Origin of the sequence: Cloacibacillus sp., from assembly GCA_036655895.1 — a bacterium.
Taxonomy (GTDB): domain Bacteria; phylum Synergistota; class Synergistia; order Synergistales; family Synergistaceae; genus JAVVPF01.
On record JAVVPF010000045.1, the window covers coordinates 1 to 12,385 of the forward strand.

14 protein-coding genes are annotated in these 12,385 nt (G+C 48.3%); 6 read left to right on the plus strand and 8 right to left on the minus strand.

Annotated features, from left to right (window positions below; translation table 11 throughout):
* The 7 genes from RRY12_11515 to RRY12_11545 all read right to left on the minus strand — a co-directional run.
* The coding region (locus tag RRY12_11515; GenBank protein MEG2185299.1) for a C4-dicarboxylate ABC transporter permease at positions 1 to 635 on the minus strand (635 nt) is incomplete at its 3' end.
* Positions 636 to 709: 74 nt separating this feature from the next.
* Positions 710 to 1,363, minus strand: coding sequence for a deoxyribose-phosphate aldolase (deoC, locus tag RRY12_11520; protein ID MEG2185300.1), 654 nt, complete (start codon positions 1,361 to 1,363; stop codon positions 710 to 712).
* Positions 1,341 to 2,276, minus strand: coding sequence for a LysR family transcriptional regulator (locus tag RRY12_11525; protein ID MEG2185301.1), 936 nt, complete (start codon positions 2,274 to 2,276; stop codon positions 1,341 to 1,343). The genes deoC and RRY12_11525 overlap by 23 nt, the downstream gene beginning before the upstream one ends.
* 41 nt (positions 2,277 to 2,317) lie before the next feature.
* Complete coding sequence (locus RRY12_11530) at positions 2,318 to 3,442, minus strand: sodium ion-translocating decarboxylase subunit beta (protein MEG2185302.1); 1,125 nt, start codon at positions 3,440 to 3,442, stop codon at positions 2,318 to 2,320.
* A gap of 1 nt (position 3,443) precedes the next feature.
* The gene (locus RRY12_11535) at positions 3,444 to 3,617 is read right to left on the minus strand and encodes a hypothetical protein (GenBank protein MEG2185303.1); all 174 of its coding nucleotides are present in this window, start codon (positions 3,615 to 3,617) and stop codon (positions 3,444 to 3,446) included.
* A 114-nt stretch (positions 3,618 to 3,731) separates the two neighbouring features.
* The gene (locus RRY12_11540; GenBank protein MEG2185304.1) at positions 3,732 to 4,121 is read right to left on the minus strand and encodes a hypothetical protein; all 390 of its coding nucleotides are present in this window, start codon (positions 4,119 to 4,121) and stop codon (positions 3,732 to 3,734) included.
* Positions 4,122 to 4,226: 105 nt separating this feature from the next.
* Entirely contained in the window at positions 4,227 to 4,397 is a 171-nt protein-coding gene (locus tag RRY12_11545; protein MEG2185305.1) for a hypothetical protein, read from the minus strand.
* 404 nt (positions 4,398 to 4,801) lie between these two features.
* Here RRY12_11545 and RRY12_11550 point away from each other — a divergent pair, with 404 nt between their 5' ends.
* Complete coding sequence (locus RRY12_11550; protein ID MEG2185306.1) at positions 4,802 to 6,064, plus strand: O-antigen ligase family protein; 1,263 nt, start codon at positions 4,802 to 4,804, stop codon at positions 6,062 to 6,064.
* Positions 6,065 to 6,074: 10 nt separating this feature from the next.
* A complete protein-coding gene (locus RRY12_11555) occupies positions 6,075 to 7,067 on the plus strand; it encodes a glycosyltransferase (protein ID MEG2185307.1) in 993 nt (330 codons plus the stop codon).
* A gap of 15 nt (positions 7,068 to 7,082) precedes the next feature.
* Here the strand turns inward: RRY12_11555 and RRY12_11560 are convergent, their stop codons facing one another.
* Positions 7,083 to 8,087 (minus strand): glycosyltransferase, encoded by a 1,005-nt coding sequence (locus RRY12_11560; protein ID MEG2185308.1) that lies wholly within the window; start codon positions 8,085 to 8,087, stop codon positions 7,083 to 7,085.
* Between the two features lie 110 nt (positions 8,088 to 8,197).
* Here RRY12_11560 and RRY12_11565 point away from each other — a divergent pair, with 110 nt between their 5' ends.
* From RRY12_11565 to RRY12_11580, 4 genes are all read left to right on the plus strand, one after another.
* Positions 8,198 to 9,229, plus strand: coding sequence for a glycosyltransferase family 8 protein (locus RRY12_11565; GenBank protein ID MEG2185309.1), 1,032 nt, complete (start codon positions 8,198 to 8,200; stop codon positions 9,227 to 9,229).
* Positions 9,226 to 10,254 (plus strand): glycosyltransferase family 4 protein, encoded by a 1,029-nt coding sequence (locus RRY12_11570; protein MEG2185310.1) that lies wholly within the window; start codon positions 9,226 to 9,228, stop codon positions 10,252 to 10,254. The genes RRY12_11565 and RRY12_11570 overlap by 4 nt, the downstream gene beginning before the upstream one ends.
* Positions 10,251 to 11,339 carry a glycosyltransferase gene (locus RRY12_11575; protein MEG2185311.1) on the plus strand — a complete coding sequence of 363 codons (1,089 nt, stop codon included), beginning with the start codon at positions 10,251 to 10,253 and terminating at the stop codon, positions 11,337 to 11,339. The genes RRY12_11570 and RRY12_11575 overlap by 4 nt, the downstream gene beginning before the upstream one ends.
* A partial coding sequence (locus RRY12_11580; protein MEG2185312.1) for a hypothetical protein occupies positions 11,332 to 12,385 on the plus strand: 1,054 nt, incomplete at its 3' end. The genes RRY12_11575 and RRY12_11580, both read left to right, overlap by 8 nt.

Here is a 12,385-nt window from a genome sequence, read left to right on the forward strand (position 1 = left end):
ATGAAAACGAAGGTGGACGATACTTCAAGCGGCGTCCCGAAGATGCCCTCCGTTCCGAGGTACATGTGGTTGACTATGCGGGAAACGGTGAAGCCGCGGTGCGCCAGCATCTGCGGCATATATCGCCCAAAGTAGCAGTAAAGAAGAGCAACGACGGCAAGGCATGGAAGCACCGGGTTGGATATCCTGCGCGTAGCCTCAAGCAGAGAGGCTATCAGCAAAAAGCCCATGACAAGGTCCGTCTGAGTTGGAAGCCCGGCCCTCGTAACGAGGTCGTTGAAAAATACGACAAGATACATGGCGCTTGCGACGCCTACCGCGGCAAGGATAAAGTCGTATATCGGTATGCCGTTGGTTTTGGACTGTTTTGAACTGGCTGGGTAGAGCAGGAAGACAAGCGCAAGCGTAAAAGCAAGATGGACGGCTCCCTGCTTCTGCGCCAGAAGCAGCCCGAAGCCGGAGGTGTAGAAATGGAAGCATGACATGCCAAAAGCGAGAAGCGCTACAAGTTTGCCCTGCCAACCGCTCAGAATCCTAAAACGCGATTCTGTGTCATATTTGCGCATGAGATCATCAATATCGATTTTCTCCGTCTTCGCAATGTTATCCAACATTTTTGATCCAGTTTCACTCATGTAAAACCCTCCTCGTGGAGTAAATTTTCAACACATGAACAGCCAGGCAGGTAGTAAAAATTCTAAAAACACCGTTACGCCCGCATTGCCTCTTCCGTCATAGCGACTGACTTTGACGCGCCTATCCTGTCGGCGGAGGCGGCGATGAGTTCCATTGCAAAAACCGCATCGCGTATACCTCCTGAGGCCTTTATCCGCATATCCGGCCCCACGGCGGCGCGCATGAGGGTTATATCGGAGAGCGCGGCGCCGCCTGAGGAAAATCCAGTCGAGGTCTTCACAAACGCGGCTCCCGCCGCCTTTGCAGCTTTGCAGGCGCGTATCTTCTCGCCGTCAGAAAGAAGGCAGGTCTCGATTATTACTTTGACGGTACAGGCGGGAACGGCGCGCACGACGGAGGCTATATCCTCCGTGACGCCGTCGTCGTCCCCGTCTTTAAGCAGCCCGATGTTTATGACCATATCGATCTCCGAGGCTCCGTGCTCCGCGGCCCATACGGCCTCCGCGGCCTTGGCCGCGCTTGAGGCCGCTCCAAGCGGAAAACCGGCAACACAGCAAACGGCGGTATTCGAGCCGCGAAGCAGCGACGCGGCAAGCGGCACTCGGGATGAGTTCACGCAGACGGAGGCAAATCCATAGGAGAGCGCCTCCTGACAAAGCTTTTCAATATCCTGCGCCGAAGCATCCGGCCTCAGATTGGTATGATCAATATACGGGGCTAAATTCATTCTTTCTTTCTCTCTCTTTCTCTGAGTCGTACTGCGCCACCCGTTGTTTAAGCACCTCGTCGAAAATTGTGAGCCCAGGCACAGAACTTGATTTAGGATACCTGTGCGTCAGCTTGTAATAGACAAGGCTCGGCGGCGGGTCTGACAGCTTTTGAAAAATAGCCTGCGGCAGTTCTCGTCCAAACTGCTCTTTCGCAGATTCGGGGATTATACACCACTGCCCGGGAAGTTTCATCAGCATTACCGCAAGGCTCAGAGAATCCAGTTTCACCTTGAAAAATTTCATCGGATCCCATATATGGTCGTGCCACAGCCGGAAGCCGCTGCTCCATTCGATATAGAAGGCCATCTCCTGATTCAGCTCAGACGGACGTATCACCTCGCCCGGCGTTTCTCCCGGATACGGGATGCGGGCCGCAAGGAATCCCTCTTTATAAAACGGCTCTATCTGCACATAGCGCGTGCTTTCCTCATGTATAGTAATAGCTACGTCCAGCGCGCGGCTTTCTACGCTCTGATACATCTGGTCCGACGGATCCGTAGTTATGCGCAGGTAGACGGGCGGTTCATGCTCCAGCAGGAGACCGAAAATCTCCGGCAGAAGACGGCAGTTGACGCTTTCAGAACCGCCTATGGTGAGAGAGTATGCAGAGCCTGGATTTCGCGCGTTGCCGATCTCACGGCTCACCTCCTGCCACTTTAAAGCAAGCGGGAGAAAACTCTCGCCGGCCGGGGTCATGCGTATAGACTTCATGCCCTTCTGTCGGTCCACAAGAATCATTCCCATTTCGCTTTCAAGCTCGCTCAGGTTATAGCTTATGGTGGACTGGGTCACATTGAGCAGCTCCGCGGCCTTCCCAAGCGTCCTGGACATAGCGACGGCAAGGAAGGTTTCAATTCCTTTTTCATGCATTCTCGTCACCTCCCTTTACTATTAATTTTTTATTGAATCGATCAGCTGCCAAGAAGCGTAAGCATCGCTCCAGCCGCCACCGCCGTACCAATGACGCCGGCGACGTTTGGTCCCATCGCGTGCATAAGCACATACTGGCCGGGGAACTCCTGCGAGATGACCTTCTGGCAGACGCGCGCGGCCATCGGAACAGCCGAGACTCCCGCGGCGCCTATAACAGGGTTGATCTTTCCGCCGGACATTGTCTTCATCACCTGGCCGAAGATAACACCGCCCGCCGTGCTGAATATGAAGGCGACAAGGCCGAGGCAGATGATTTTTATCGTGGCCATCGTAAGGAACGTTCCGGCGTTCATCGTAGCGCCCACAGAAATGCCGAGGAAGATGGTAGTCGCGTTCAGCACTTCATTCTGCGCAGCCTGTGAAAGCCTTTCCGTGCAGCCGCATTCGCGCATCAGATTTCCGAACATGAGCATACCGATGAGCGGAACCGCCGCGGGAAGCACAAGACCGCAGGATATCGTTGAGATGATCGGGAAGAGTATACGCTCTGTGCGTGAGACCGGCCTAAGCTGTTCCATCTTTATGCTGCGGTCTTTTTTCGTCGTAAAGAGCTTGATGACCGGAGGCTGGATAAGCGGCACAAGCGACATATAGCTGTAGGCTGCCACCGCGACCGCGGGAAGTATCTGCGGCGCGAGCTTCGCGCAGAGATAAATGGCCGTAGGCCCGTCAGCTCCGCCGATTATGCCGATGCCGGCAGCCTCCTGGATGGAGAAGCCCATGAACATCGCGCCGATGACCGCGACAAAAACGCCAAGCTGCGCCGCGGCGCCGAGCAGAAAAGTCACAGGGTTGGCAAGCAGCGGGCCGAAGTCCGTAAGCGCGCCAATGCCCATGAAGATTATTATGGGGTAAAGTTCATGATTGATGCCGAACATTACATAGTAAAGAAAGCCGCCCTCGTCAATGATCCCGGAAAGAGGAAGGTTGACAAGAAGGCATCCAAAAGCTATTGGCATCAAAAGCAGCGGCTCGAAATCCTTTGCTATTGCCAGATAGAGCAAAATGAAAGAAATCAAGAGCATAAGAAGATTGCCCCATGTAAGCGCTATGAACCCAGACTGTTCCACTACGCCCTTTAGGGCGGTAAGGTAAAGTTCCATGCTATTTGGCCTCCGAAGATTTGCCGCTAGTCAAAGCGAGCACTTTGTTAGTTGCTATCATTACCAACATAAGTCCAATGATGACCAGAAAAACGATGCTGAAGGAGATCATGGACATGATGAGCGCGCCCATCGGGCCGACGAAAAAAGAGCTGAGTGAAGCTGAAACAGGCATAAAGAATCCTCCCTGAAGACAACCAAAAGTACGACGCAGCGCGTCGCTAATAATTACCGTGTGAACAGCACTATCAGTATAAAATTTTAATTTGTGGGTATTTCCGGCTGGATGTTATTCTCGTTTTTGAACGGTTTTGGGATCGTCGATGCCGCACAGAACGGCGCCGACCATTGAAGGAGCAACTTCCTGTGAAAGTACTATATTCAGATGGCGAACTGTGGATGCCGCAGCGGCGGGCATTGGCGCGCCGCCGGCGAAGATAAGTTCACGCAGCCTGATACTCTTTTCAACAGAAAACGGCAGAGAGTCCGAAGGTATGGATATCGTGCCAAAGGGAGCGGGACCGTCAGCCCCAAGCAGGGCCTCCGTCTGTACCAGCGCCTCTGCCATAGCCGACGCGGGAGAGATGTTGCCAGTGAACGGAACAAGCATCATTACGACTATTATCAGCGCCGTAAGTATACGATTGTTGTTTTTAACCGCGTTAAAAACTCTATTCACCGAACTCTCCTCCTTTAAGCATAATACCTAATAAAGGTGCTCTACCAGTTAGATATTAAATACCTTTTTGCCAAATAATTCAACTAGGCCGTATTGCCTAAATATCTAACCCATGAATTTTTTCATAAAATAGGTACAGACGCCGACAACAACAATTATGGCAACAATGCCCATCGTGCCTACTTCATTGAGTATACCCGCCGCCGCATAGGCGGGAGCCGCAGCCCCGACCAGCCCCGCGCAGAGGGCAAAGAGTGGAATTCTGTTATTTTTCAAGGAAAAACAGCCGCCTTTCAAAGCACACAAAAATTATCCTATCAGACCAAGCGCCCTGATAAGTGCTGTTCACCTTTTCTTATATCATAAAACTACAGGAAGTCAATATTAAAGCCCCTGATCTATCGAAAAAAAGACTAGGTGGGAAATAGGGAGGGAAATTTATCGGGGATGTGGATATAGCCACACCGCACGAGATAAACGTTAATATAAAATGCCATACTTATGTTCCGACTTCATTACTGATTCTATCCACGGGAAAGTAACGATAAACCTAGCGCGCGTATACTCCTTCAAAAAACAAGGATAATAGATTATAATAACGACCGTCACAACAATGGCAAAGTTATGTTAGTCAAGTCAGGCGGTTACATTATCTTGGTAAACCCATAGGAGTTAATTCAATGAGCAACTTTTTTTTGCTTTTAGGATCAATAAAGCCCAATGTTATCAAAGCGATACATGACAACACTTTCCGTTTTCAGCTGGCGCAGATATTGTATATTTGCTCTATATCTTTTGGGTGGTATATAGAAGACGGATATAGGCGCGCTTTATTCCTTCTGGCGCTTCTTTTAACGTCAAAAAATTTAAGAAAGACCAAAGTTCTGTCTAATTCCAAAGGCTTGACAAAACTAGCGGTCTATTTGCTTGTAGGTTTTGCTGTGTGGATAACCACCATCCCGCTTCTCTTTGGAATATCCTCCGTTACATCAAGACTACAGTCTTTAGCAAGACCACTAGAAGTGTGCTTATATGTCTATGGTATTTTTATTTTTGCAAGGGATAAAAATTTTATAAAATATTTTAGCGCAATTTCATTAGTTAGCGCCGCTATATTCATTCTGCTTGTTTTTATTCAGCGTTCGCTGGTTTCCTTTGTTCCGATGTATGACGGATGGGCTTTACGCACACACGCAGCAGTAGGAGGCTTGACAGTGTGCATGATAGTTCCGTGGTTTCTATATAATATTTGCGCTTCCAACGTTTCTAATTGTAAAAGATGCATAAACGTAGTGTTACTGGCAATCGCCTCTCTTACAATAGTTTCCACCTATTATTTAACAGTATGGCTTGCGTTCTGCACTCAGATAATAAGCGCCATTATCTTGTGTGTTGTCTTTTTCAAAAATAAACACTTGCTGCTTATCTTATCTATATTAGTGATAGGGGCCGGCGCTGGCTTTGGCTATCTCTACACAAGGATCCCAGAGGTCAAAACAAATGTCCAACAACTTTTGATGATAGATAAAAACCTTAATGATTTTACCAACAATAGAGTGGAAATATGGAAAGAGGCTGCTAATTTAATAAAAGTCCGTAAAACGTTTGGATATGGTTGGGTAAGCTATAATGATTTTGCTTCCATCAAAAAAAACCATCCCCATTCAAGTTATTTAGAGGCCGCCTTTATAACGGGGATTCCAGGACTCATGCTGTATGTTCTCACTCTTGGAACAATTTTTGTTTTGAGCATTAAAAATTTATTTACAAAAAGAGGTCCCGCAATGTTTTCTTATGTCATAATTTTAATGCTCGTGGCGTATGGCGTCGGCAGTTTTGGAGAGGCGTATTTCTTCATCAGAAGGGAATTTCTTATTCCGTTCTGGACAACCATAAGCATGGTCATTGCTCCAATATTCAACGACACTCAATATAAGGCGTGATGATATGATAATGATCCCGCTAGACGACGGCCCCTTATTGACAATAGTCATCCCCGCCTATAACGTTGAGGCATATATTGAACAATGCGTCACATCGTTAACGGCAAATATTTCTTCCGAGCACGCCCCGCTTATAGAAGTCATCGTAGTGAATGATGGCTCAACGGATCGGACTCAGCCGATACTGAATCTATTACGGCAACGTTACGACATAACTCTAATTGATTCACCCAATCGTGGCGTTGGCGCGGCCAGAAATCTTGGATTGAAAGAGGCCTCCGGTAGATACATCTACTTCGTAGATAGCGATGATTATGTAATAGCGGGTGCTCTAGACCAAATCATTGTTGAATTATTACAGTCCCCCAATATTGATATTTGGGAGATCGAAAATATTGAAATAGATTTAGACGGTAAATTCTTATACGATTGTAATGAAAATTTTTGCCCGCAGGATGGCCATGGGGAGTCCGTCTACGCAGCCTGGGAAGAGAAGGGCATCTTTAGGCACCTGACGTGGACAAAGATCGTAGCGAGACAGATGCTTATACAAAATAACCTCTTTTTTTATGAGGGGATTGTACATGAAGATGAGGAATGGACGGCGAAAATATTTGGCTATGCCCAATCGGTACGATTCATTCCATTAAAATTATATGCGTATAGAAATAGAAACGGCTCAATTATGCATACTATTACATTTAAAAACGTATCAGATCTATTAAAAATATTTGATTCTTTAAATCTTTTCATACAAACAGGCTCGTTCATTCCAGAGTATAGGAATGCGGTAAAAAAACACATGTATGAAATCTATATGGGCATTGCAAGCAGCATCAATAGCTGGGACAACGCAGAAAGAACCTTTTTACACAAAGAATTGACTGACCGTTTTTGGATCATGGATTACGCAGGCAGCTTTAAACATAGCAAATTTTACAAATATGCGATAAAAACGCTGGGACTGCCTCTTTTCATAAAATTAAAAAATCTTAATCATTAATTCATTAGTGATATATTAGGGCGTTTTTTTTCTGTAATGACTGTAATACGTTCCTGGCGCAAGCAATAGAAAGAGTCCTTTAAAAAAATATTCCGGCTTATAAGTTATGACGTTCCAACTTTTTAAAAACGTCGCGGCTCTGGTTTCGCTTAATATTTTCTGAAAGCCTTCTCTGTCGTCCCGCATAGCGCTATATGAGAGAAGCCGAAATAGAGCTTCCGGCAGAAGCATTTGTTCGACCACGTCAATCAGAGATTTTTCCCTTGCATGCTCTTTAATATAATCGCACAACCTCGCCTGAGCGTTGGCATTCGCTCCATATCGCTCCACTCTGATATCTCTGTCAGATTTTTTAGATCCCATTCTTGGATGCTTGATATAAATGTAGGGATTCGTGTCAGTCGATTCGATAGTTTCCGCTCTTACAAGAGCTTTTAAGAAAAATTCTCCGTCTTCTCCGGCAACGCATCCTTCATAGTTTCTAACATTACAGCGGTTTATAAGTTCCGTTTTATATAAGGTGGCAAGCGATGGCTCAAAATAATTCTTTATCCTGGCTGTAGCTGCTTTTTGTGCCGATATCCGCCCTGCTCTGCTGATATATTTTACAGGAAACAGCATAGTTTCTTTTGTATCTGAAAGGTAGACACGGTGACCGCATACTGTGATATCGGCTGGGGCTCCGTGCTTGGTGCAGGCAGCATATAAGGAAGTGAGCATATTGTTATCACAAAGGTCGTCCCCGTCAAAGAAAAGAAAAAACTCTCCGGACACGGCGTCTATTCCGGTGTTTCTGGCCACGGCAACCCCCTTGTTGCGTTCGTGGCGTATCAGCTTGTAAGGAACGCCGGAATTTACCAACACGGATTCAGCCTCCGTCAAGGTATCGTCTGTTGAGCAGTCGTCTACTAATATTATCTGTTTATTAGGATAATCCTGTTCTATGATGGAGACAACGGAGGCACGGATAAGCCCTTCGAGATTATACGCTGGAATGATGATGCTGATTTCTGGCTTCATGGCTTCCTCCACATGACGATATTTATGTTATTATAACAAATACAACACGGAAGCGTCTTGTTAAAATGTAGTGAATTTACGCTTATATCATAATTATGGGAGTAGTTATTATGCTTAAAGATGATTATATCCATATTGCTCTTGCTTTCTGCGACCCAAAGGGAACTTACGCAAGACACGCGGCGGTCGTTATGGCCTCTATGTTTGAGAATACGCAAGCTCCGCTTTGCGTGCATATTATCCACGACGACACGCTGAGCGCCTTCAACCGTGAAAAGTTTGAGGCTACAGCTGAAGCCTACGGGCAAACGCTGGATTTCGTCAACGTTGAAAGTCTTTTGGAGAAAACCGCGATAGACGTAAGCAAGCTTACGATCGACGGCGCGCGTGGCACGCTCTTTCGGCTGCTGATCCCTGACCTTATTGACGCGGAGAAACTGCTCTATCTTGACTGCGACCTGATCATAGATCTTGACATAGCTGATTTTTGGAACGCGCCCATTGACGGACATGCGCTTGGCGCGGTACGCGACGTATGGTCGCTGGACTATCTGCGAGGAGAGCCGGTGCCGTGGCGTTATGCGACGGCGTGGGGACTTATGGGGATCGAAAAGGATTCTTACTTCAACGCGGGCGTGCTTGTCATGGATCTTAAAAAAATACGCGAAGAACATTCGTTCCTGCAAGAGGTCGAGGTCTTTTACAGCCGTTATAAAAAATGCATCACGCTTGCCGACCAGGACTGTCTCAATCATATTTTCGCAGGAGATGTCGCCTATCTGGATCATAGATTCAACAGGATAGATTTGGACAGCTACACGAAGGACGGCGAACGCTCCATCTGGCATATGGCCGGCGGAGCAAAACCCTGGACGCTCTGCTCTACCGGCGGTGTAGATGAACTTTACTGGCATTACCTCACGAAGACGGCCTACTGCAGAAACAGCGACGAGCTTATATCGCAGATGGTTGGAAGCCTTTGCGCCTCTTCATTCATGCACCGACACTCGTCCCACTGCATCAAGAGGCTCAAACGTCAGCTTGCGGACAATATTTTCAGGAGCCATATCTGGACCATACCTCACATGTATGTGATGAAGCTTAAGTTCGCCTTAGGCATAGAAAGGCCGCATAAACGATGAACATAGTCGAGATACTGCCTGAGCTTGACATAGGCGGCGTAGAGCGGCACGTTATTGACTTGACGGCGGAACTTGCGCGACGCGGCCATAAAATAACGGTGGTCTCCGCTGGCGGCAAGATGCAGCGGCAGCTTTCGCCGGAGGTTGCGCACAGAGAGCTTCCCGTACACAAAAAAAATCCGCTGACAGGATATATATGCGCACGAAAAATCAGCGCGTGGGCAAAGGCCGACGGCTGGCAGCTTATACACGCGCATTCGCGAGTACCGGCATGGATAGCCTCATGGGCCGCAAAAATGGCGGATCTGCCTTATGTTGTGACGGCACATGTCGATTTCGGCAACAAGAGTCCGTGGATATATGCGCCTTACCGCAAGGCGGCAAAGACTATCTGCGTCAGCGCGGCTGTCAGGGAGGCCATGAAAACCTGCTTTTTCGATAACACACAGGTCGTCTTAAACGGCCTTGACGAGCCATCGGAGAAATGGCACTATGCGCAGCACAGAGACGCTCCAGTAAAATTTTTATTCGTGGGGCGCCTTTCCCCCGTCAAAGGGCTTCAGGACGCGCTCAGAGCGATGCCCTTGGAATACGAATGGTCGCTTGACGTGCTGGGCGACGGCCCAATGAAAGAAGAGCTGGAAAAATTATCCGCGGAACTTGGCCTCTCAAAGCGTGTCACTTTTCATGGGTACTCGGAAAAGGCGGACGCCTATATGGCCTCTTCGTCATGCCTGCTCTTTCCATCCTACACAGAGGGGATGCCTCTTACTCTAGCGCGCGCAGTCCAGATAGGCATACCGGTGCTCGCAGCAGACATAGGCCCCGTCTCCGAGATGCTGCACGGTCATGATGGGCTGCTTCTCCCCGGAGATATCCCCTCATGGAGCGCCGCTATCACAGAATTTATAAAGACTTCGCAGCCTCCTTGCAGCTTTCCAAAAGAATCCGTGCCTACGCTTTCAGCAATGACAGACGCTGTAGAAGATATATACAGGCAGCTGGTAAAAGAGCCGTTCCAATGAAAGTGCTGCATTACGTAAATGAAAACAACCTCACCTGGGCCCGCAGCTGGCTTGACCTGCTTCTTGAACTTGGCGGGCTTGGGGTAGAGAACCACGTCGTCTGCAAGCCGGGCGCAACGCTTGGCACAATGCTTGACGAGGCCGGACTGCCCCACACTGAGGTGGAGGTGAGGTTTGCCGCTCTTCCGGCGCTTGCCTTCTCCTTCGCAAAAACGCTGGATAAAATACAGCCGGACATCATCCACACGCGTCTTTCATCAGCAGCCGCGATTGGCGGCTGGCATGGTAAAAAACGCGGGATTCCCGTAATTTCGACGCTGGATAAATTTGCGAAGCTAAAGTATTACACAAACGCAGATCTTCTGGTCGCCTGCTCAGCCGCGGTACAAAATGATATTATTGAGAAGGGTTTGCCAGCAGAAAAAACCACGGTCGTCCATAACGCCGTCAACTGCGGCTTTTACGAACCCAACGCGTCAGTGCGCGCGGCAAAAAGAGCTGAACTTGGCATAGACTCAAAAACTCTTGTTTTTATAGCCGCAGGACGATTTGACGACGGCAAGGGCTTTCCTCTGTTGGTAGAGGCCCATAAGAAAATAATGGAAAAGTGCGGGGCGAAGACACGGCTCATACTGGCCGGAGACGGCCCTATGAAAGCGGCCCTCATGCAAAGGATACAAGAACTGGGCATCGAAGATTCGGTGACGCTGCCTGGATTCGTTCCCGACATAAGGCCCTGGCTGTGGGCCTCTGACATATTTGTCTTCCCCTCCGACAAACCTGACGCCTTCGGCCTTTCGCTGCTTGAGGCGATGGCCGCTGGACTTGCGCCGATCGCCTCCGACTGCGGCGGCCCACGCGAAATAATAGAGAACGGAAAAAGCGGCGTGCTCATACCATGTGGAGACAGAAACGCCGCCTGCGAGGCCGTCTCCGATTTTTTACTGCACACTGAAAAGATCGGCATTATTGGACGGGCGGCAAAAATAAGAGCCGCCTCCTTTAACGTACGGACGGCCGCGAAAAACATACTCAAAGAATATGAGAGAATTTTTAAAGCAGGAGGCGCGCAGCTTCATGAATAAAATAAGAAGAGAATTGACGCGCGCCGGGATGAAGTTCGCTCTTAATTACCCTCGCGTCGTACCGGATAAAATAGCAAAGGCTATCTTTCGCAGCTGGAATAGCTGTCAGCGAGACTTTGCAGCCGCCGCTTTCGCAACAAACGACGCGCGGCCGGCCCCCCTGCCTCCGCTGAAATTATTGGATCTTTCGTGTACCTCTGGTTTTGGAGAAAACGTCCATCCTGACGTGTTGTACGTTCCGGAAGGTTTCGGCCCGGGGAAATGGACCTATCTGATGACATGCACGCCGCTTCCTCAGGGAGTGGAATACTTTGAAAACCCCGAGTTTTTAGTGAGCATGGACGGAATAGACTGGAAGGTGCCAGAAGGCGGTCTTTCTCCTCTTATATCTCCTCCCGACGACTGGATAGGCTACAATTCCGACCCAATCCTCCTACTTGAAAATGGTGAGTTAAATCTCTTCTACAGGGAATGCCGTCTTGATTCTCAGGGCGCTGTCATAAGTTTAAATAGACTCAAAACCCACAATGGCCTCATCTGGTCTAAAAAACAGACGGTCCTTTCTTTTCGGCGCAATGTGAAAGATGTCTCTATTTTAATGTCGCCCTCTATTGTAAATATAAATTCTGAGTACTATTTATGGTATGTTTGGGCAGATAGCGGAAAACCATTAAACATCTACAGATACCGCAGCAAAGATTTGAACAGCTGGAGCTGTTACGAATGCGTTGAGCTTTCGGGACTTCCTAAAAATGAAGCTCCTTGGCATCTTGACATAAGCTGCCTCAGAGATAACGCACTCCTTATGGCTTTATGTTCTATCCCCGACGGCCAAATTCTAAATAAGCGCATAGTATTTCTCAGCAGTGTTGACAATGGCCTAAAATGGACCTATCATCCGGAGGTCTTGAATAATGGCGCTTATAATTTTGGCGCTAACAGCCTATATCGCGCAGCGCTTGTGTTGAATAGTCCGGACATGCTGCTTTATTATTCAGGACAAGACATGGAAAACCATTGGAGTATGAGCGTTATACCACTCAACA

What these genes read in the sequence shown, in the direction of transcription:
- deoC (MEG2185300.1), bottom strand. Translation starts at nt 1,363, where the DNA reads ATGAATTTAGCCCCGTATATTGATCATACCAATCTGAGGCCGGATGCT.
- RRY12_11570 (MEG2185310.1), top strand. Translation starts at nt 9,226, where the DNA reads ATGAACATAGTCGAGATACTGCCTGAGCTTGACATAGGCGGCGTAGAG.
- RRY12_11550 (MEG2185306.1), top strand. Translation starts at nt 4,802, where the DNA reads ATGAGCAACTTTTTTTTGCTTTTAGGATCAATAAAGCCCAATGTTATC.
- RRY12_11575 (MEG2185311.1), top strand. Translation starts at nt 10,251, where the DNA reads ATGAAAGTGCTGCATTACGTAAATGAAAACAACCTCACCTGGGCCCGC.
- RRY12_11525 (MEG2185301.1), bottom strand. Translation starts at nt 2,276, where the DNA reads ATGCATGAAAAAGGAATTGAAACCTTCCTTGCCGTCGCTATGTCCAGG.
- RRY12_11560 (MEG2185308.1), bottom strand. Translation starts at nt 8,087, where the DNA reads ATGAAGCCAGAAATCAGCATCATCATTCCAGCGTATAATCTCGAAGGG.
- RRY12_11565 (MEG2185309.1), top strand. Translation starts at nt 8,198, where the DNA reads ATGCTTAAAGATGATTATATCCATATTGCTCTTGCTTTCTGCGACCCA.
- RRY12_11530 (MEG2185302.1), bottom strand. Translation starts at nt 3,442, where the DNA reads ATGGAACTTTACCTTACCGCCCTAAAGGGCGTAGTGGAACAGTCTGGG.
- RRY12_11555 (MEG2185307.1), top strand. Translation starts at nt 6,075, where the DNA reads ATGATCCCGCTAGACGACGGCCCCTTATTGACAATAGTCATCCCCGCC.
- RRY12_11535 (MEG2185303.1), bottom strand. Translation starts at nt 3,617, where the DNA reads ATGCCTGTTTCAGCTTCACTCAGCTCTTTTTTCGTCGGCCCGATGGGC.